The sequence below is a fragment of the Sphingobium sp. LSP13-1-1.1 genome (genome assembly GCF_040676415.1).
Classification (GTDB): Bacteria; Pseudomonadota; Alphaproteobacteria; order Sphingomonadales; family Sphingomonadaceae; genus Sphingobium.
In genome coordinates, this window is sequence record NZ_JBEGHU010000045.1 from 133,331 (window position 1) to 154,079 (window position 20,749).

A 20,749-nucleotide genomic window follows, 5' to 3' on the forward strand; every position below is an offset into this window, starting at 1 on the left:
ACGACAAATCAAAGGAAGAAGAGGGGACGATATGAAGAACAGGATCATGGCGGCGTTGATCGGGTCGGCACTGGCGATGGGCGCCGCGCCCGGCAAGGCGCAGCCGGCGACGGACGGACCCGCGGCCGCAGCAGGCGCGAAAGCCGCGACCATCGAGCGCATCAAGGTGCATGCGCCGACCATCCAGGGCAATCTGGAGGGAGACGCCGCCGATCGCGACGTTCTGGTCCTGTTGCCGCCCAGCTATGGCCGCGAACCGGCCAGGCGCTATCCCGTCATCTATGCGCTGCACGGTTATACCCTGAGCGCCGAACAATGGACGAAGGATCTCAACGTCCCGACGACTGCGCAAAATGCCTTTGCGAAGGGCACCAGGGAGATGATCGTCGTTTTTCCCGATTCGAAGACTGCGCATAACGGGTCGATGTATTCATCTTCGGTGACCACGGGCGACTTCGAAACCTTCATCGCGCGTGACCTGATCCGCTATATCGACGCTCATTATCGCACGATCGCCCGGCGGGAAAGTCGCGGCCTGGTGGGGCACAGCATGGGCGGCTATGGCGCCAGCCGCATCGGCATGAAGCATGCGGACATGTTCGGCGCCCTTTACATCATGAGCCCCTGTTGCATGTCGGCGCGCCCCGCCGGGCAGATGGACGCGGCAGCGATGAAGACGCTGGAGGCGCTGAAGGCCCCCGCCGATTCGGCTGGCCTGCCTTTCTTCCTCCGGGCGCAACTCGCAGCTGCTGCCGCCTGGTCTCCCAACCCCAAAAATCCGCCACTCTATCTGGACCTGCCGATCAAGGACGGCCAGATGCAGCCGCAGGTCCTGGCTCGCTGGGCGGCCAACGCGCCGCTTGCCTTTGTCGACCAATATGTCGGCAATCTGCGCCGCTACCGGGCCATCGCCATCGACGTGGGGGACAAGGATAGCCTGAAGGATGATACGCAGACGCTGCATGAAGCGCTCGACCGCTACGGCATTGCCAACAGCTTCCAGATCTATGACGGCGACCATGGCAACAGGATAACGCAGCGCTTTCAGGACGATGTGCTCCCCTTCTTCTCCACCCATCTTGATTTCGGAGCGACGAAATAGAACAGCCTTTGGGTAGCGATAACAAAAACGGTTGCCGCCGGAGGAAAGTGGATTATCCCGGCGCGCAACGGCCCGGCACAGGGCCATGCCAGAGGGAGGAGCAACGGCCCATGTTTTCCCGCCACATCATCCGCCATTCCGGCCTGACCGCCATATTGGCAGCGCTGGGTGCGGTTCCGGCATTGGCAGCGCCGCGCTTCGATCCGATGTTTGGCGATCATGCGGTGATCCAGCGTGACCATCCGGTGACGGTTACGGGCCGATCCGATCCCGGCGAAACCATCGCGGTCACGCTATCGGATCAGGTTCGTCAGGTTCGCGCCGACAGGGAAGGGCGTTTCGCGGCGTCCTTCGGTTCCCTCGCCACCGCTGGCCCGGTGGTGCTGGAGGCGCGCGCCGCTTCGGGCAGCATCGTCGCGCAGGACGTGATGGTGGGCGATGTCTTCCTCTGTTCAGGCCAGTCGAACATGGAGCTGGAGGTCCGCAACGCGCAGGATGCGGTTGGCCAGATTCGCGCTTCTGCCGACGCCCAGTTGCGCTTGATGCTGGTGCCGCGCGCGGTCGCGGACGTGCCATTGCGCGACTTCCCGCAGGCGCCGTCCTGGCGCCCGGCCGGACCCGACAGCGTCGCTGATTTTTCGGCGGCCTGCTATTATATGGCGCGGGAATTGCGGAAGATGACAGGGGCGTCGGCAGGGGTGCCGGTCGGCGCCATCGCCAGCAGCTGGGGCGGTTCGCGGATCAGCCCGTGGATGGGCGCGCAGGCGCAGGCGGTCATTGGCCAGGCGGCGCAATCCGCGCTCGTGTCGCTGCATGGGCGGGACCCCTTCGCGGCAGAACGGGCGGCGAGCGCCGAATGGGAAAAATGGTGGCGCAAGGAAACCGGCGACACCCCCGGCAAGGAACCCTGGCAGCCGGACAGCAGCCTTGCGTGGCAGGACGTGCCTCGCATAGGCCCCTGGGAAGAATGGGGTGTTCCCAGGCTGGCGGATTATAATGGCATGATCTGGTTCCGCCGTGAAATCGATCTGACGGCGGCGCAGGCGAGGCAGGCGGCCACGCTGTCCCTGGGTCTGCTGGACGATGTCGGGCGCGTGTGGATCAATGGCAAGCCGGTGGCGATGAGCGCGCGAAGCTGGCAGCCCAGCATGTTCGACGTGCCGCCCGGCATGTTGAAGCCGGGGCGCAATGTGCTGATCGTCAATGTGCAGGACAATTACGCCAATGGCGGGCTGTCGGGCCCGGCGGAGGTCATGAAACTGGGGCTTGGGCAGGGCGTGGAACTGCCGCTGGGCCAGGGTTGGCGCTATGCGGTGCCGGCGACTTCGCCTGCGGGCGCCCCGCGTGTTCCATGGGGCGACACGACCGGCTCCGGCACGCTTTATAACGGCATGATCGCGCCGCTGGGTTCCATCGGGCTGAAGGGCGTCGCCTGGTACCAGGGCGAATCGGATGTCGACCTGCCGGGTTATGCCGACCGCATGAAAGCGATGATGGAGGATTGGCGGCGGCAGTTCGGCGCGCCGGACCTTGCCTTCGTCGCCGTCCAGCTCGCCGCTTACGGGCTGCCGGTGACCCAGCCGGAGGAAAGCGGATGGGCGGCGATGCGGCAGGTGCAATATCAGGCGATGGCGCGGGATGCGCATGGCGGCCTCGCCACCGCCATCGATCTGGGCGACCCGTTCGACATCCATCCGGGCGAGAAGCAGGAGGTCGGTCGCCGCCTGGCCCGCGCGATGCGGGCCGTCGCCTATGGCGAGCCGGTGTCGCGCATCGGGCCGCAGGCGGCGCGGGTGACGGCCACCGCTGACGGCGGCGCGGCGGTCGAATTCACCGGGCTGACCGGAATGCTGCGCTTGCGCAGCGCGAGCCAGGCAATCGGCTTCGAACTATGCGGTACGCAGGCGGGAAGCTGCCGGTTCGTACCCGGCCGGGTCGAGGGGGCACGCGTCATGCTGGCGGGCGATGGCCTGCCGGCGACGCGTGTGCGCTATGCCTGGGCGGAATCGCCGGTCGTCAACCTCTATGATGAAGCGCCGCTGCCGGTCGGATCGTTCGAATTGCCCTTCACGCGGTGACGGGCGGAGAGGATCAGCGCTACAGCGCGGCGGATGGAGCTCATGGCCGCGCACCCTGCGGAAGCGGCATGAGGGTGAAGCTGTCAATGTCGAGATAACCGCCCGCCGGCGCGGGATTGTAGCAGGAAAGCGCGATCTGCTGCCCCTGGAACGTGCCGGTGCGCCAGTCGAAGGCGAGCGGGAAGGCACCGCCCGCCTCCGCCCATTTCCGGTTATCGAGGCTGTAGGCGACGCGCCCCCGGCTGCTGTCGAAATCCATGTCGATGCGCAGCCAGAGCGTGCGGCCGGGGATGGACAGGGCGGGGACGCGCACCTCCGTCCTGGGCCCGTCCTTCATGCTCTCGGTCAGCATCATGCGAAGCGACCGCCTGCCCCTGGCGCCGCCGACAACCGAAAGCTGGGCGCTATATTTGCCGAAGCTGCCAAGGCCGCAAACATCGCCCGGCCGCATACCGGCGGTGTCGATCTTCGCCACGGCGCGCATCCTTGGCCCCTGCGCCTTCTCAGTCAGCGTGTTGCGCGCGGTCCAGATGCCGTCGGCCTGCGTGGCGTGAAGGCGCAGATAGCCAGGACGCGCCGTCAGCGACCACTTGCGGTCGTCGGGATTATGGTTCCACTGCCATTGCAGGCCAAGCACGCGTGACGAGAAATCGTCTGAAGAGGCTGGTTCGGCGAAGCCCCGGCCCTTGATCGGCTTGGGCGATCGTTCGGGCACCTGGTCGGGCCGGTCGGGGGTGCCCCACCAGGGCCAGTCATCCTTCCAGAAGATCGGGCTGATGTTGGTCATGCGGCCGATCGCGCCCGCGTCCACCATGACGAAGCCGTACCAGCTGCCATCAGGCATATCGACGATCGCGCCCTGATGCCCGCCTGTCCTGTCGTCGATGGAGCGCTTTGTCTCCCATGGTCCCCAGAGGCTGCGGGATCGTGAGACGGTCATCGCCAGCTTGCCGGGAATGGCATTGAACAGATAGTACCAGTCATTATGGCGGATGATCTTCGATCCTTCCGCGCCCTTGTTGTAATAGGTGACCTTCGCGGCGGTGACGGCGCTCAAGTCCTTGTTGAGGGTCAGCAACGTCACCGTGCCGTCAGTGCCGATCGAGGTGCCGAGATAGGCGGTTCCGTCCGCATCGATGAACAGCGCAGGGTCGAAGGCTTCGCGGTCCAGTTCCCTGTAAGGCCAGGGGCCGGTGATGGACGCCGAGCGATAGATGCGCGTCCGGTGCCCGACGGGCGTCACCGCGACGTAGAACATGTCATTGTGGCGACGCAGGCTGGCGGCGTAGAAACCGTGGCGATAGTCCCCGCCATCCTTCAGGTCATAGCGCGGGTCGCCGTCGAGCCGGTCGACGACATGGCTGACGATGCGCCAGTTCACCAGATCCTTCGAATGCAGGATCGTGACGCCCGGGGAATTGGCGAAGGTCGTCGAGACGAAATAGAAATCCTCGTCGACGCGGATGATGTCGGGATCGGGATAGTCGGCGAAGAGGACGGGATTGCGATAGGTGCCGTCGCCCTGGTCGGCGCGCCACACCTGCGCGGGCGCGGCGGCGGCGAGGCTGGCGGCCAATGCGACGGTAACGGGGCGGAGCATGGTGCGCTTCCTCATGAGGCGGGCGTGTAGTGATAGGGGCCGACGATCGTTCCGACGAAGCCACCGGCCTTCTTCGTGCTGAGCAGCGTGGCGTCGACCCCCTGCTTCAGCGTCCGGGTCTTGCCGCCGACGCCATAGTCGAACGCCATCGTTCCGCCCGTGATGCGGATCGTGAGTGTCAGGGGGCTGCTCGTGGAGACTGGCGCGGCAGCGACCAGCGTGTCTGCGTCGGCCGCATCGCGGGTGTAGAGTGCAACGACCGGCTTCCCGGCCAGGCGGGTCAGGCCGAAGAAAAGGTCGCTGCGATCGCTCTGCACGGCGGCCAGCCCGGCGCGGTCGCCGTCCTTGACCGGCGTGTAGCGCAGGGTGGTGGAAAAGGTGGCATTGGCATGCTGCTGCCGTCGCCCGATGAAAGCGGGGACGCCGTTGAGGTCGCCGATCGGCGACCCGCTCTCCAGTTCCAGCGCGCCGCCGCTCAGCCGGTAGAAGGGTGCGTGCGGGGTGCGGATGCCGATCCACTGCATGGGGAGATGCGCGCCGTCGAATTCCTCGACATAGGAGAAGTCGCCGCTCGTCGGGATCGCCGGTCTGGGCTGCGGCGGCAGGTCGGGGATTTTCCCTGCATGGGGGATAGCCTGACCGCGGGGCAGGATGATCGGCCAGCCGTCCTTCCATGTCACCGGCAGCAGGAAGGTTTCGCGCCCGATATTATAGTGATCGGCGGCATCATAGGGGCGCACGGCAAGGAAGGTCGCCCACCAGTCGCCCTTTTGCGTCTCGACCAGCTGCGCATGGCCGGCCGCCGCGATCATGTCCGGGCGGTCGGGGTCGAGATCGCGCTGGGTGAGGATCGGATTGCCCTCATAGGCGGTGTAGGGGCCGCGCAGCTCCTTGGATCGGAACACGACCTGCGAATGGTTGACGCTGGTGCCGCCTTCGGCTGCGGTCAGATAATAATAGCCGTCCTTCCTGAAGATGTGCGGCCCTTCGATCCAGACCGGCTTCCGGCTGATGTCGACGCCGCCATTGATGAGCTGCGTGCTTTCCCCCACCATCTTGCCCGCGCGCCAGTCATATTCCTGGATCCAGATGGCGCGATGGCCATCATAGCGAGGCGACTCGTCGGGGGCGCGGTTGTTGACGATCCAGGCCTTGTCCCCTTCCCAGTAGAGGGACGGATCTATTCCCTCGAACGGCAGCCATATGGGGTTGGACCATGGGCCCGCGGGGTCTTTCGCCGTGATGATGAAATTGCCCCTGCATTCGACGCAAGTGTTGACGATGTAGAAGGTGCCGTCGTGCCAGCTTATGGCTGGTGCGAATACCGCCTGCGAAATGCGGCGGCCGTTGAAGTCGAGCTGTTCCGGCCGATCGATGGCGTTGCCGATTTGCGTCCAGTTGACGAGATCTTTCGACCTGAAGATCGGCAGGCCGGGATAATGGGCGAAGGAGGAGTTGACGAGATAATAGTCGTCGCCCACCCGCATGACCGATGGGTCGGGATAATAGCCGGTCAGGATCGGGTTGCGATACTCACCGGGCTTGACCGCGATCTTCTCGATCGATGTTCCCTCATAGGCAAAGCGATCGAAGCGGGCGGGCGCGGCGGCGGCGGCGCCCGGCATGGCCAGCGCAACGTACAGCAGCGCGGAGGAAAGGGGCAGAAGGCGCAGGGTCCGGTGCGTCACGATCAATCTCTCCTTGAAGTGCCGACCATCCTGCGGCGTCTTATATTGATAACGCTACCATCGCCATGTGTCGAGCGGGATGCTCAGTTCTGCGCGCGGGGCGCCGTGATGCCGGCCTCCGTCTGCACCACCGGCTTCAGGGTGCCGTCGGGATTATATTCCAGCCGCTCCACGGTGACGGCCCGGCGACCGATGGCGCCGTTGAGATCCCCGATCGCGAGCGAGGCGTTGTGCAGGAAAATATACCAGTCGCCCTTATATTGCGCGATCCCCGGATGGATGGTGAAGCTGTACTTGCCCGATCCGGTGAGTTCGCCGCGATAGGTCCATGGACCGTCAAGGGACGTTGCCGTCGCATAGGAGATGCGCTCGTCCCGGTGCGTCGCCCGGTCGAGGGAAGCATAGGTCAGATAATAGAATTTGCCGCGCTTGTGCAGCCAGGGGCCTTCCTCGAAATGGGGCGGCGTGATTTTGCGGATCGACCCGTCCAACTCGATCATGTTGGACTTCAACTTTGCGATATAGGCCTGACGATTGCCCCAGGCGATCCAGGTCGTGCCATCATCGTCCGTGAAAACTGTAGGATCGATGTCTTCCCAACTATGCGTGCCCTTGGGCGTCATCTGGTTGGTGATGAGCGCCGAACCCTTGGCGTCGACGAACGGGCCCGTCGGTTTGTCCGATACCGCGACGGCGATCGCCTTGCCCGGATGGGTCTGATCATGCTCGACAGCGGCGTAGAACCAGTACCGGCCGTTCTTCCTGATCGCCTGCGCCGCCCAGGCATCCTTCTTCGCCCATTTGAAGTCGGACACCTTCATGATCGGCCCATGGTCGGTCCAGTGGCGCATGTCGGTGGTGGAATAGACCAGCCATTCCTTCATGTTGAACATCTCGTCCCGCTGTGCCTCGTCATGGCCGACATAGAGGTAGAGGCGTTCGCCATCGACCATGGGCGCGGGATCGGCGGTGAACTTGTCGCGGATGATGGGATTGCTCCCGGGCGCCGCGTCCTGCGACAAAGCGGGCGCGGCCATGGCGGCAAGGGCAAGGAAGGGGAACAGCGATCGGCGCATGGGAGGAAAGTCCTTATGATGATGAGTTTGAAATGATATGGCGCCCGCGCACCAGGCCATGACGCGTGCTTGCAATGGCGTTGCACGGCTTCGCCACCCGGCAGCGCGGCCGCGCTACCCAGCGACGACGCCAACCGTGCCGGTACCTGCCTCTTTGCCCCTTTGCCGAAGGCGATCCTTGGCTTAGATCATTTGCGGGTTTGGCGAAGACTTGGGGGTGGACATGGCGAGACTGGAGCGTCCGGCGCGCGGGGCGACGATCGTCGATGTGGCGGCGCGGGCAGGCGTGTCGTCCATGACGGTGTCGCGCGTCATCAACGGGCGCGCGGGCGTCAGCGCCCAGGCACGCGCCGTGGTGGAAGAAGCGATCAAGGCGCTTTCCTACACCCCGAACGTCGCGGCCCGCAGCCTGGTGACGTCCAGCGAACTGAGGATCGGCGTCATCTACTCCAATCCCAGCGCCGCGTTCATGAGCGAATTCCTGACCGGGGTATTCGAGGAGGCGTCCGCCCGCAGCGCGCGGCTGGTGCTGCTCAAGGGGGAAGGGGGTCGGGCTCCGTCCGGCACCGCGCTGGAGGACTGGATCGATTCGGGGATCAGCGGCGTGCTGCTCGCGCCGCCGCTGGGCGAAGCGCCGGAGTTGCTCCGCGTCCTGCGGAACAGGGATTGCGTCATGGCGGCGGTGGGCGCCTATCAGTCGCCAGAGACGATTTGCGTGCGGATCGACGATCGGGCGGCCGCCTATCAGATGACCGGGCTGCTGCTGGACAAGGGGCATCGCCGTCTCGGGTTCATCCTTGGCAATCCCGATCAGGCGGCGAGCGCCGAACGCATGGCCGGTTTCTACGCCGCCGTTCGGGAGCGAGGCGGGGTGGAGGTGCAGGTCGCCCAGGGCGATTTCACCTATATGTCCGGCCTCGCCGCGGCGGAGCAGTTGTTGGGCGCGGACAAACCGCCCACGGCGATCTTCGCGAGCAATGACGACATGGCGGCCGCCGTGGTATCCGTGGCGCACCGTCGCCATCTCGACGTTCCGGCGGAACTGACCGTCGTGGGGTTCGACGATACGACCGCCGCCCAGACGCTGTGGCCGCCGCTGACGACCGTGCACCAGCCGGTGCGCGCATTGGCGGCGGAGGCTCTGAGCCTGTTGGTCGCGGAAATCGCGGCGGGGCCCCGTCGTTCCCGCGTTCCACGTGAAAGGATTTTGGAGCATCGGATCGTGGAGCGTCAGTCCACCGGAGCGCCGAATTCTTCCTCCACATAGACGAAGTTGGCGAAATCCGCTGGATGGGCCTGCCCCGACAGATCCTGACAGGCCAGGCCGATGAAGGCGCCGGTGAAATTCGGCAGTCCGGGATGGGTGACTTCGTCCGACAGGATGCTGGCGTCATGGACATCCGGAAGGATATGCCACCCCACCTCTCCATTGGCCCGCCAGGCGAAGGTCAGCCGGTCGCCATCCACATCGGCGCGCAGATCGATCGCGCCGTCGGGCAGCCGATCAACGGCGACGTCGAATCTGTTGCCCTCCGGATTTTCCGGTGACGCGGAAAGAAGCTGAAGCTGCCGCCGGCCTCCCTCCGCGCTGACGCACAGATAGTAGAATTTGGTGCTGTTATAATAATGAATCAGGCCCGCCGCCTGCTGGAACCCCTGGGGTTCGAAGGAGAGTGTGGTCGTCGCGGTAAAGCGGAAGGCGGTTTGCCGCCGGGCCACCAGCGCCTGTTCGAACAGGCTGCCAACGGTTTCGCGGCCGTAAAGCCGCAGGAAGCCGGGCCGCGCGGTCAAGCTGAACAGCCGTTCCGGGGCGGGGCTGCGCAGCCATTGCAGATCTTTTGGCAGATGGGGAAGGTCAAAGCGGCCGTCCCAGGCCTCGATATTCCATGGGGCGTGCGGCAGATCCGGCGCCGGCGGCGTTTCGTCGGGCTGCGCGTCGCCCGCAATGGTGCGCAGCCACCCGTCCTCGCCCCATCGCATCGGCTGTATCGCGGTCTCGCGCCCCATGATGCAGCGTTCGCGTCCCGGCAATGGCCGGCCGCATAGATAGGCGAGCCAGGGGCTGCCGTCCGCCAGTTCCACCAGATCGCCATGGCCGGCACGGGTGATGGGCGCGTCCCTGCGGCCCGCGCTGGTCAGCACGGCTCCATCCGGATGCACGTCATAGGGGCCGAGCAGGTCGCGCGAGCGGGCCATGACGACGGCATGGTCCCAGCCAGTGCCCCCTTCGGCGACAAGCAGATGATAGAAGCCGCCCCGCTTGTAGATATGCGGCCCTTCGGTAAAGCCGCGCTCCGTACCCTTGAAGATCAGCGTCGGTTCGCCGACCAGTTTCTGCGTCGCGCGGTCCAGCTCCTGCGCCTGGATTCCGGCGAACCGGCCATGGCCGGGGCGGTGGTCCCACAGCATGTTGAGCATCCAGCTGCGCCCGTCATCGTCATGGAACAGCGCCGGGTCGAAACCGCTGCTGTTGAGGTGCGCCGCGTCCGACCATTGACCATCGACCGTCTCGCAGGTGACGAGATAATTGGGGAAGTCGCGCAGCGACATGCCCTTCGCTCCCTGGACCGTGGTGGCCCCGTACCGCTTGACGTCGGTGTAGACCAGCCAGAAGCGGCCGTCCGCATGGCTGAGATCCGGAGCCCAAACGCCGCAGCCATCGGGATCGCCGCGCATGTCGAGTTGCGCGGCGCGATCGAGCGGGCGGGCGACGAGCCGCCAGTTCACCAGATCGCGGCTGTGGTGGATCTGCACCCCCGGATACCATTCGAAGGTGGATGTCGCGATGTAGAAATCGTCGCCCACGCGCACGATCGACGGATCAGGATTGAAACCCCGCAAAATCGGGTTGGAAATGTTTGTCATCGAGGTTTGCGCACCAGCGTCCACAAAAGGGCGGCGCCGACCAGATCGAGCACGCCGAGAAGGATGAAGAAGGGTTCATAGCCGACCCGGTCGACCATCTGCCCCAGAGAGAGGGAAAAGATCAGCACGCCCAGATTACCCGCCAGGCCCGCCATGCCGGCGGCGGTCGCCACCTCATTTTTGGCGAACAGATCGGACGCCATGGTGATGACCGTCACGGACAGGGTCTGATGGGCAAAGCCGCCCAGGCAAAGCAGCGCGATCGCGGCATAGGGATTGGTGGCAAGTCCGACAAAGGCCATGCCGGTCATCAGCACGGCGCCCAGCGTAAAGGCCGCGCGGCGCGCATCGATAAGGTCGATCCCCTTACGCTGGAGAAAGGCGACGACGGCCGGGCCGAACAGGCATCCAAGGTCCGCGGCCAGGAAGGGAAGCCAGGCGAATAGCGCGATCTGCCCCAGATCGAAGCCGCGCACGCGGGCGAGATAGAGCGGCATCCAGAAGGAGAGCATGCCCCAGACCGGATCGGCCAGCAGGCGGGGGAGCGCTATGCCCCAGAGGTCGCGCCGCCGCGCGAGGGCCAGCACCGAGGGCCGTTCCGCGCGAGCGGCCAGGCGCACTTCCTGGTTGTTCAATATATAGTCGCGTTCCGCCTGGCCCAGGCGGCGATGCCGCGCCGGGCTGTTGTAATTGAGGAACCAGAGGACCGACCAGATAAGGCCGATGCCGCCCGCGACGACGAAGGCCAGCCGCCAGCTATGCACCATTACGGCCCAGGCAACGAGCGGCGGAGCGAAGACCGCGCCGAAGGAAGCACCGATATTGTAGATGCCACCCGCGGCGCCGCGTTCCCTGGACGGGAACCATTCCGCCACCAGCTTCTGGCCGGCCGGCTGGGCCGATCCTTCCGCAAGGCCCAGCAGTCCACGTAGCGCGGCGAAGCCGAACCAGCCATTCACCAGGCCATGCGCCATGGTGATGAGCGACCAGAGCGCGACGCACAGGGCAAAGCCCACGCGCAGCCCCACGCTGTCGAGGAAATAGCCGGCGGCCGGCTGGAGCATCACGCCCAATTGGAAGGCGCCGGTGATCCAGCCATATTCGATGTTGCTGATCTTCTGCTCGGCCAGGATCACGGGCGCGGCGACGCCGAGCACGGAGCGCGAGAGATAGTTGATGACCATCGCGCCCACAAACAGGCCGATGATCGTCCAGCGGAACTTGCCGGCCAGGGTCAGCATGGCGCCCCGCTCTCCCGCGAAGCAAGGAGCTGCCGCCGTTTTCGGGCGTGGAGAGCCGGACGGCCATCGTCTGGCCACATCGCGCGATGTGGGCATTTGTGGTTCGAAAGCAACGTCCCCTCCCAATAATCTTGTAGGAGTATTGACAATAATCCCGCTCCAATCAATAGGGATTGTTAGCGCTAACTAAAAAACCGTCGATTCATTGTTATCGTCAGACGGAAAGGTGTGGCGTCGGGGCGGCTGCCCCACATTCAGATGCAAAGCATCATAATATTGGGGAGAGCAGGATGTCGGATTTCCAGTTCAAGCATAGCCTGATGCGCGCGGGTTGCGCAGTGGCAAGCATGGCGGCGCTCAGTGTCGGCCTTGTCCATGCGCCCGCTTTCGCGCAGGCGACGGCTCAGGATTCGGCGCCTCAAGGCGGTGAAGAGCGTGCCAGCACGTCGGACATCGTCGTGACCGGATCACGCATCAAGGCCAGCGGCTATACCGCGCCGACGCCCACGACCGTGATCGACGAAGGCTCGATCCAGGCCAATGCGCAGCCGAACATCTTCACCACCATCGCCCAGTTGCCGTCCCTCCAGGGGTCGAGCGGCACCACGGTCAACACTTTCAGCACGTCAAGCGGCCAACAGGGCCTGAGTTCCTTCTCGCTGCGTGGCGTGGGCGCGATCCGTACCCTGACGCTGATCGATGGCCAGCGGGTTGTCGGCGCGAACGTAACCGGTGTTCCCGATGTCAGCCTGTTTCCGCAATTGCTGATCCAGCGAGTGGACGTGGTGAACGGTGGCGCGTCCGCGTCCTACGGGTCGGATGCCGTGGGCGGCGTCGTCAACTTCATCACCGACACCCGTTTCAAGGGGCTGAAGGGCAATATCCAGGGTGGCATCAGCAAATATGACGACAATCAACAGGTGCTGGTCCAGCTTGCGGCCGGCACCAGCTTCCTGGACGATCGCGCGCATCTGGTGGTCAGCGGCGAATATGCCAATGAAGATGGCGTAGGGGGCGGCGAATGGGGCATCGGCCTGGCTGGCGGCCGCGACTGGTTCAAGCAGACCAGCCTGATCGACCGCGGCATCACCAATGACGGATCGCCGCGCTATGTGCTGCGCGATTATGCGCAGGCCTATAATTACACCAAATATGGTCTCATCACTTCCGGTCCGCTGCAGGGCACGGCGTTCGACCAGAACGGAAGCCCGTTCCAGTTCAACTATGGATCGAACGGGGTTCCCGCGCGGGACGGCACGACCAACGTGCGCGGTTGCTTCCCCGGATTCTGTCTTGGCGGAGACCTGTCGGGCAATGTCGACGCGGGCCGTTCGCTCCAGTCGTCGATAGAACGGATCAACACTTATACCCGTCTCGGCTTTGACTTTGCCGATAAAAACGAACTCTACTTCACCTTCAACTTCGGTCAGGTGAAGACGCAGAACCAGCCGGTGGGCGGCATGAACCGTCCGGGCCTGACCATTCAATGTTCCAACCCGTTCGTACCCGCGTCGATCGCCGCTGCATGTGCCACTGCGGGCATCACCAGCTTCGGCTACGGCACCAGCAACGCCTCGCTCGGCAATACGCAGGTCAACACCGACCGCCGCCAATATCGCGCGGTGATCGGCGCCAAGGGTCAGTTCGACTTCCTCGGCACCGAATGGTCCTACGACAATTATTATGAGCACGGCACGAACTATACCGACGTCGATGTCTCGAACATCCTGCTCACCAACCGTTTCAACGACGCGATCAACGCGACCACGCTGAACGGCGCGGTGGTGTGCGCCAGCGCGGCGGCGCGGGCGAACGGATGCCAGCCGCTCAACATCTTCGGCGGCAACCCGTCGGCGGGGGCCCTTGCCTATATCATGCCGGAGAACGGACCCTATCAGTGGACCCGCCAGACGCAGGACGTGGTCAGCATCAACATCTCCGGCTCGCCGGTGGAACTGTGGGCCGGGCCGCTGTCGATCGCGTTCGGCGGCGAATATCGCCACGAATTCTATCGCGTGAGGGCCGATCCCTATGGCGTCGGCACCAATTTCCAGCCGAACGAACCCGATTACCCGTTCGATCCTACGCTGCTGCCGGGGGGCAACAACTGGTATGCCGGCAATTACAAGAGCGGCGGCGGCGCCTATGGCGTGAAGGAAGCCTTTTTCGAAGCCGACCTGCCGGTCATCAACAGCGACGCGCTTGGTCGCGCCAATATCAACGGCGCGGTGCGCGTGACCGACTACAGCACGTCCGGCACCATCTGGGCGTGGAAGGTCGGCGGCACCTGGAACCTGCCGGTCGAGGGCTTCCGCCTGCGGGGCGTGACGTCCAAGGACGTTCGCGCGCCCAACCTATCGGAACTGTTCGCCGCGCCCGTCACCACGACATTGCCCAATTTCTTCGACCCGTTCCGGGGCGTCAACGTGCTGGCGATCCAGAACAGCATCGGCAACCCCAACCTGCGTCCGGAAACCGCGCGCAACACGACGGCGGGCATCGCCTTTTCCGGTGCATCATGGCTGCCGGGCCTCAGCGTCTCCGTCGATTATTACAAGATCAAGATCAAGGACGTCATCTCCAGCCTGGGCGCGGGCGACATCGTCAACCTCTGCTTCCAGAATGTCCGTCCCGAAACCTGCAGCGCGTTCAATCTGAACAACCAGCAGGGGCCGAACTTCATCAACGTACAGGCGTTCAACCTGGCGTCGATCGACACCAGCGGGTTCGACATAGAGGCGAGCTACCAGTGGCGCCAGCCTCTGGGACTGCCGGGCACCCTGACGCTGCGCGGCCTGGCGACGCATGTCCGCAAGTTCGTGACGGACTCCGGCCTGATCGGTACGATCCCGGTCGACAGCGCGGGCGTCAATACCGGCAACACGCCCGACTGGAAATTCCTGGCGATCCAGAGCTACGAGAATGAGAAATTCTCGTTCATGGTCCAGGAACGCTGGTTCAGTGATGGTGTGCTGGGCCATCAATATGTGGTTTGCCAACCGGGCACCTGCCCCGCATCCACCAACAATCATCCGACCATCGACCAGAACTTCATGCCCGGCGCCTTCTACATGGACATTGGTGGCACCTATAATGTCACGCCGCAGGTGACGGCCTATTTCAAGGTCGACAATCTGTTCGATCGTGACCCGGCCAAATCCCCATTCTTCGTCAATCCCGCGCTCTACGATGTGGTCGGGCGCATGTATCGGGCGGGCGTACGTTTCCGCTTCTAGGCGATTTCCAGGCAGCACGAAAAGACCATGCCGTGCGCGACGAAGCGCGCCAGACGGCATGACGCTGAACTGGGGAGAGGTTTGCGTCCGGGCCTTGTCCGGACCATGGCAGCGGCGGTTTCCCCCTCCCCCGCCCTGCCTTAGGCCTCTCCTCCCTCTTCCCGCGGCATCCAGCGATTTGCGCAGGGGCCGGCCGGGCACAAACCCTTTCTTCCGCCCGCAATATGTGGTAGCGCTCCCAACAATAAGAGGAGAGGGTGGAGATGGCTGGGGAGATTTTTCCGTCGCTGGCGAACATATTGGCGCCTCACGGGCCGCCGGTAGGCGCGAAACTGATGAGCTTCGTTCCCGGCGACTACAGCATTCATTTCTTCCTGCAACTCGCGCTCATCGTCCTTGCCTGCAGGGGGGTGGGCTGGTTCTGCCACAAATATCTGGCGCAGCCCCAGGTGGTGGGCGAAATGATCGCCGGCGTGATCCTGGGCCCCTCGCTGTTCGGCCTTGTCGCGCCCGACCTGCAGGCGATGGTCTTCCCCCGGGAAACCAACAATGTGCTTTATGCCGGCGCGCAATTCGGCGTCGCGCTCTATATGTTCCTTGTCGGCCTGACCCTGCGCCTGGATCATTTCCAGTCCAAGGCGCGGAATGCCGCGATGGTGTCGGCGGCGGGACTGTTCGCGCCTTTCGTCATCGCCATCCTGATCACGCCCTGGCTTGTCACCATGCCCGGCCTCTTCGCTGAGGGCATTGGCCAGGGCAGCGCGACGCTCTTCATGGGTGCCTGCATTGCGCTCACGGCTTTTCCGATGCTCGCCCGGATCATCAACGAACGGGGCTTGGCCGACAGCCCGCTCGGCACGCTCTCATTGACCGCCGGAGCATTTGATGACGCGGCGTCCTGGTGCGTGCTGGCTATCGTCCTCGCCCTGTTCGGCGGTGGCAGCGGCGTTGCCATTCTCGCGATCGTCGGCGCCTTCCTCTATGTCAGCTTCCTGCTGCTGTTCGGGCGACGCCTGCTCGCGCCGCTCGGGCGCGCGGTGGAAGCGCGGGGCGAAATGAGCATGACCGTGCTGGCGATCACGCTGGCGCTCTTCTGCCTGTCTGCCTTCATCATGGACGCAATCGGCATTCACGGCATATTCGGCGGCTTCATCCTGGGCGTGTTCATGCCGCGCGGGCTGTTCGTGGAAGAGCTGAAAAAGAAGGTCGAACCGCTTGCCGTCGTCATATTGCTGCCGATGTTCTTCACCTATTCCGGGTTGAACACGCGGCTCGACATGGTGAATTCCCTGTCTTTCCTGCTCATCGCCCTGGGCATATTGGTCGCCTCCATCCTCGCCAAGTTCGGCGCCTGCTATGCGGCGGCGCGCCTGTCGGGCGAGGATAATCGGACCGCGCTGGGGATAGGCGCGCTGATGAATTCCCGTGGACTGATGGAACTGATCATCATCAATATCGGCATTCAGAAGGGCATTATCCAACCGGCCCTGTTCTCCATGCTCGTATTGATGGCTATCGTCACCACCATGATGGCGGGACCGCTCTTCGAGATATTCTATGGAAGGCGGGCACGCGCCGATGGAGAGTTGGGCAGGCTCGGCGCCGCGACCTGATCTCCCGGTCGGGTCGCCTGATCGGCCGCTCAAGCCGAACGGATCGGCACAACCGCCAGCATGTCGGAGGATGTGAGGAACAGTCGCCGCTCGGCGCTGTCCAGCGCGCAATTGGCCACCGCCTTGCCCGTCCCGACCATGCCCAGCGCCCGGCCGTCCGGCGTCAGTATATGAACGCCCCCCGGACCCGTCGCGAATATATTTCCATGCCTGGACAGCTTGATGCCGTCGGGCAGGCCAGGCAGGCCTTTCTCCTGCTGGGCGCGCATGTCGTGGAACAGGCGCCGACCCGTGGGAAAGCCGCGCTCGTCCAGCGCATAGGCCAATATTTCCGGCTGCCGTTCATCCGACAGTGCAAGATAAAGCGTCCTGCCGTCAGGGGTGGTCGCGACGCCATTGGGCCGACGCTGGCTGCCGTCTAGCAACGACAGCCTACCGTCCGGGCTCAGCGCATAAAGGCCGCAATGCTCCAGTTCGCGCAGCGAAGATGCGTCGCCATCCGTCAGCCCATAGGGGGGGTCCGTGAAATAGATCATGCCCGACGGCGCGATGCACAGGTCATTGGGACTGTTGAACCGCTTGCCCTGGAACCGATCGACCAAGATGGTCCGGGCGCGCGTGCGCAGGTCGATCCGCACGATCGCACGCGTGCCGCTGTCGGCGGCGATCAGCGCACCCGAGGAATCGATCGCCATGCCGTTGACGCCCGGCTCCCTTATGCCCGGCGGAACGGCGCTCTGCAGCCCGGACGGAGACAGGAAGGGATGCACCCCATCCTTCGCCCGCCAGCGATACAGCATGTTGGAAGGTGGATCGTTGAACAGCAGGCAATTGTCCCGCTGCACCCAGACCGGACCCTCGGCCCATTTATAACCTCTGCCAAGGACGGTCACCACGGCCGATGGCGCAACGATCCGGTCCAGACCGGGATCGAGCCAGGTGATCGAGCCGATCGCGGAAGGGGCGGCCGCGTTCAGGCGGGCGCCGGCCGACAGGCTTGCCAGACCGGCCAGGACCATTCGGCGCGCGATCATGCCTTTACGGCGACTTCCCGCCGCTCGGCGGCTGAACGGTAAATCGCCTCGATGACGCGCATGTCGGCCAGGCCCTCCTCGCCTGGAACGATCGGGGTCGTGCCATTGACGATGCATTCGGCCATATGGTCCAGTTGCCCGGCAAACTGGTTTTTGGCAGCCGCCGGCAGCGTGCGCGGGGTCGAGACGCCGTCCTTGCGAATCGTCATCCTGTGCCCTTCATAGGGTGTCGCCGGTTCCATATCGATCCAGCCCTGCGCGCCGATGACGCGATAGCTGTTGTGCGAGGAACTGTAGCTGGAGATGCAGTTGGCGACGATGCCCGACGGAAAGCGCAACAGGAAGCTGATCCGGTCCTCGACCGTCCTGAACCGGGGGTCGGATCGGTCAGTCGACTCGACCGCGCTGACCGAAACCGGCTCTTCCCCGGTCAGGTATCGGGCCGCGTTCAGGCTGTAGATGCCGATGTCCATCATGGATCCGCCGCCCGACAGCGGCCGGTCGAGCCGCCACTGGTTCGGCCCGGCCGGAAAGCCATGTTCGGCCGTGATCAGGCGGGTAGGGCCGACATGACCACTGCGCGCCAGTTCGATGGCCAGGCGGTTATAGGGTTCGAAGCGCGAGCGATAGCCGATCATCAACTTGGTTCCGGCCTTGCGGCAGGCGGCGATCATCGCCTCGCACTCCGCGACGGAAACCGCCATCGGCTTTTCGCACATCACATGCTTGCCCGCCTGTGCGGCGCGAATGCTGTATTCGGCATGCATGCTGTTGGGCAGCACCACATAGACGACGTCGATATCCGGATTGTCGCGAATGCGGTCGAAGTCGGCATAGCTGTATCGATGGGTCTTCGGGATGCCATATTGCGTCCCATATTGGTCGAGCTTGGCAGGCGTGCCGCTCACCAGCGCCACCAGCCGGGCCTGCTCGCAACCGGCGAAGTTCGGCATGATCTGGCGCGTGGCGTAGGAACCGAGCCCGACCACGGCATAGCCGATCTTGCGCGCCGGTGCGGCGTTCGCATGCGTGCCCATGCCGGCCAGAACCATTCCGGCGCCAAGGCCGCCCAGAATTTCACGACGGGAAGTGATCGCCATGCGGGTCTCCCAATGTTCGGAGGATGAAGGGACTTTCAGAATGATTTCCCGGCAAGCTGAACCGATCGCTGGTCGGGAAATCGCGGGACAACGGGCAATCCGGGGCGACGATCCGATCCAGTCAGATCGAACCCCGTCCTAGTCGTTGGCGCGGCCTAGCGCAGGGCGAAGCCAACCCAGATTGCGCGCAACAATGGCGGCCTGGGTCCGGTTGCGAACGTTCAGCTTGCGCATCAGGGCCGTCATGTGGACCTTGACCGTCGCTTCGGCCATGCCAAGCTCATAGGCGATCTGCTTGTTCAGCAGGCCCGAATGGACACAGCGCAGCACTTTCATCTGGGTCGGGGTAAGCGGAGGTGGTTCGGCGGTCCTGAAGCCCTGGGGCCTTTGATCCTGATGACCGAGGCTCTCATGCAGATCCAATGCGATGTGCATCCTCTCTCTCCCTGTTATGCCCGGCCTGCTGCGGCGCGGATTTCGGCACGGCCGCAATACCGGATTCGATAACGCTAACATATCGGAATCAGTCAGACAGCTTCAAGCGGAAAATGCGATATACGACCCCATGATTGTGGTTTTGCGGTGAAATCGGGATTATGACCTGTCCAACAGGTTTCTGGAACGGCTGACCACAATATAGCCGGATCGCCATGTAAAGTGAGGGGAGAGGATGGCGTTTTCATCAGTCATGGCGGCGCTGGTTCCCAATCCGCCGCTGCCGCGCGCCAGGGTTGGAGCGGGCAAGCCATGAGCCCGGCGGATTACCGGCTGATATTGTCAGCCATCGTCGGCATAGCCTTGTCTATTGCGCTGATCATCCGGGGCAGGCTGCACCCATTTGTCGGCCTGCTCTGCGGCGCCTTCACGGTCGGCCTGCTCGCGGGCCTGCCGATGGAGGAAACCGCCAAGGCCGTGGAAAAGGGCGCTGGCGCGATCCTGGGCGGCACGGGTCTTGTCGTGGCCCTGGGCCTTGGCCTTGGCGCCATGCTCCAATTGTCCGACGGCGCAGGGGGCCTTGCCCGCGGGGCGCTGCGCATTTCGGGCATCAGGGGCGCCCCTTGGGCCAGCCTCTTCACCGCCATCGTGATCGGCCTGCCGCTCTTCTTCGAAACGGGGCTGGTGCTTCTGCTGCCCATCGTCGCATCGGCGGCGGCGGCCCTGCCCAATGGCCAGAACAACGACACGGCCAAGCTTCGCCTGATGCTGCCTGCCCTGTCGGGACTTTCGGTGGTCCATGCGCTGGTGCCGCCGCATCCCGGTCCATTGCTCGCGGTGAATGCGCTGGGGGCCAATCTGGGCCTGACGCTCGTCTATGGCCTGATCGTGGGCATTCCCACCGCGATCATCGCCGGCCCGTTGCTGGCGCGCTTCACCGCGCCCGGTGTGAAGCTCAGCCCGCCGCTGCTCGATCCGGTGCGGGTGGATGTCCCGACGCCCTCCGTGGGCCGTGCGCTGACCGCCGTGCTGCTGCCGGTCGTGCTGATCGCGGCGGGGCAGGCGGTCGCGCTGATGCCGCCGGACATGGCGGCGCTGTTCCAGTGGCTGCGCTGGATCAGCGACCCGGTGGTCGCGCTGCTCGTGGCGGTGCTGGCCGCATTGCCGCTGCTGTTCGGACGGCGCATCGCGGATCGGAGCATCCAGAACGCCATCTGGACGGAGGCGATGACGCCGGCGGGCGGCATCATCCTGGCCATCGGCGCCGGCGGCGCGTTGAAGCAGGTGCTGGTGACGGCTGGACTTTCCGACATGCTGGTGCGGCTGGCGCAGGGCGGGGCGATCTCGCCCATCCTGCTCGCCTGGGGCGTGTCCGTCTGCATCCGTCTGGCGACCGGATCGGCCACTGTGGCGACGATCACCACGGCGGGCGTGATGCAGGGGCTGGTCGCGGCCTCCGGCGTCGCGCCCGAATGGATGGTCCTCGCGATCGGGGCGGGGTCACTGTTTTTCTCTCATGTGAACGATCCCGGCTTCTGGCTGGTGAAAAGCTATCTTGGCACCGACATGCCCGGCACTTTCAAGACCTGGTCGATCATGGAAACGGTCGTCGCCGTCGTCGGCCTGCTTCTGGTGCTCGTGGCGAGCAGTATCTTCCAATAAGGGGGGCAGCGATGACTTG

General features: G+C 64.4%; 14 protein-coding genes. 6 read left to right on the forward strand and 8 right to left on the reverse strand.

Translation table 11 applies throughout. The features are described from left to right. The first annotated feature begins 31 nt into the window (after nucleotides 1-31). Nucleotides 32-1,102, forward strand: a complete 1,071-nt coding sequence (locus MRBLSP13_RS17895; RefSeq protein ID WP_363737329.1) for an alpha/beta hydrolase — start codon at nucleotides 32-34, stop codon at nucleotides 1,100-1,102. 110 nt (nucleotides 1,103-1,212) lie between these two features. After that, a complete protein-coding gene (locus MRBLSP13_RS17900) occupies nucleotides 1,213-3,180 on the forward strand; it encodes a sialate O-acetylesterase (protein ID WP_363737328.1) in 1,968 nt (655 codons plus the stop codon). 40 nt (nucleotides 3,181-3,220) lie between these two features. Here MRBLSP13_RS17900 and MRBLSP13_RS17905 read toward each other — a convergent pair whose 3' ends face one another. The 3 genes from MRBLSP13_RS17905 to MRBLSP13_RS17915 form a co-directional block, all read right to left on the reverse strand. After that, complete coding sequence (locus MRBLSP13_RS17905) at nucleotides 3,221-4,780, reverse strand: glycoside hydrolase 43 family protein (protein ID WP_363755898.1); 1,560 nt, start codon at nucleotides 4,778-4,780, stop codon at nucleotides 3,221-3,223. Nucleotides 4,781-4,791: 11 nt separating this feature from the next. After that, nucleotides 4,792-6,405, reverse strand: a complete 1,614-nt coding sequence (locus MRBLSP13_RS17910) for a glycoside hydrolase family 43 protein (protein WP_363737447.1) — start codon at nucleotides 6,403-6,405, stop codon at nucleotides 4,792-4,794. Nucleotides 6,406-6,551: 146 nt separating this feature from the next. Beyond that, the gene (locus MRBLSP13_RS17915) at nucleotides 6,552-7,544 is read right to left on the reverse strand and encodes a glycoside hydrolase family 43 protein (RefSeq protein ID WP_363737326.1); all 993 of its coding nucleotides are present in this window, start codon (nucleotides 7,542-7,544) and stop codon (nucleotides 6,552-6,554) included. 223 nt (nucleotides 7,545-7,767) lie between these two features. Here MRBLSP13_RS17915 and MRBLSP13_RS17920 point away from each other — a divergent pair, with 223 nt between their 5' ends. Further along, nucleotides 7,768-8,811, forward strand: a complete 1,044-nt coding sequence (locus MRBLSP13_RS17920) for a LacI family DNA-binding transcriptional regulator (protein ID WP_363737325.1) — start codon at nucleotides 7,768-7,770, stop codon at nucleotides 8,809-8,811. Here the strand turns inward: MRBLSP13_RS17920 and MRBLSP13_RS17925 are convergent. Next, nucleotides 8,775-10,409 carry a glycoside hydrolase family 43 protein gene (locus MRBLSP13_RS17925; protein ID WP_363755900.1) on the reverse strand — a complete coding sequence of 545 codons (1,635 nt, stop codon included), beginning with the start codon at nucleotides 10,407-10,409 and terminating at the stop codon, nucleotides 8,775-8,777. The genes MRBLSP13_RS17920 and MRBLSP13_RS17925 overlap by 37 nt on opposite strands. Then, the gene (locus MRBLSP13_RS17930; protein ID WP_363737323.1) at nucleotides 10,406-11,650 is read right to left on the reverse strand and encodes an MFS transporter; all 1,245 of its coding nucleotides are present in this window, start codon (nucleotides 11,648-11,650) and stop codon (nucleotides 10,406-10,408) included. Before MRBLSP13_RS17930 ends, MRBLSP13_RS17925 begins: the two co-directional genes overlap by 4 nt. A gap of 290 nt (nucleotides 11,651-11,940) precedes the next feature. Between MRBLSP13_RS17930 and MRBLSP13_RS17935 the strand changes: the two genes are divergently transcribed. Beyond that, the gene (locus MRBLSP13_RS17935; RefSeq protein ID WP_363755902.1) at nucleotides 11,941-14,886 is read left to right on the forward strand and encodes a TonB-dependent receptor plug domain-containing protein; all 2,946 of its coding nucleotides are present in this window, start codon (nucleotides 11,941-11,943) and stop codon (nucleotides 14,884-14,886) included. A 263-nt stretch (nucleotides 14,887-15,149) separates the two neighbouring features. Next, complete coding sequence (locus MRBLSP13_RS17940; protein ID WP_363755904.1) at nucleotides 15,150-16,499, forward strand: cation:proton antiporter; 1,350 nt, start codon at nucleotides 15,150-15,152, stop codon at nucleotides 16,497-16,499. A gap of 29 nt (nucleotides 16,500-16,528) precedes the next feature. Here the strand turns inward: MRBLSP13_RS17940 and MRBLSP13_RS17945 are convergent, their stop codons facing one another. The 3 genes from MRBLSP13_RS17945 to MRBLSP13_RS17955 form a co-directional block, all read right to left on the reverse strand. Then, on the reverse strand, nucleotides 16,529-17,518 hold the full coding sequence (locus MRBLSP13_RS17945; RefSeq protein WP_363755906.1) for an SMP-30/gluconolactonase/LRE family protein: 990 nt from the start codon (nucleotides 17,516-17,518) through the stop codon (nucleotides 16,529-16,531). Between the two features lie 11 nt (nucleotides 17,519-17,529). Continuing rightward, nucleotides 17,530-18,633 carry a Gfo/Idh/MocA family protein gene (locus MRBLSP13_RS17950; protein ID WP_363755908.1) on the reverse strand — a complete coding sequence of 368 codons (1,104 nt, stop codon included), beginning with the start codon at nucleotides 18,631-18,633 and terminating at the stop codon, nucleotides 17,530-17,532. Between the two features lie 138 nt (nucleotides 18,634-18,771). Beyond that, entirely contained in the window at nucleotides 18,772-19,068 is a 297-nt protein-coding gene (locus MRBLSP13_RS17955) for a response regulator transcription factor (RefSeq protein WP_363737318.1), read from the reverse strand. Nucleotides 19,069-19,380: 312 nt separating this feature from the next. Between MRBLSP13_RS17955 and MRBLSP13_RS17960 the strand changes: the two genes are divergently transcribed. Next, nucleotides 19,381-20,730 carry a gluconate:H+ symporter gene (locus MRBLSP13_RS17960; protein WP_363755910.1) on the forward strand — a complete coding sequence of 450 codons (1,350 nt, stop codon included), beginning with the start codon at nucleotides 19,381-19,383 and terminating at the stop codon, nucleotides 20,728-20,730. Nucleotides 20,731-20,749: the final 19 nt, after the last annotated feature.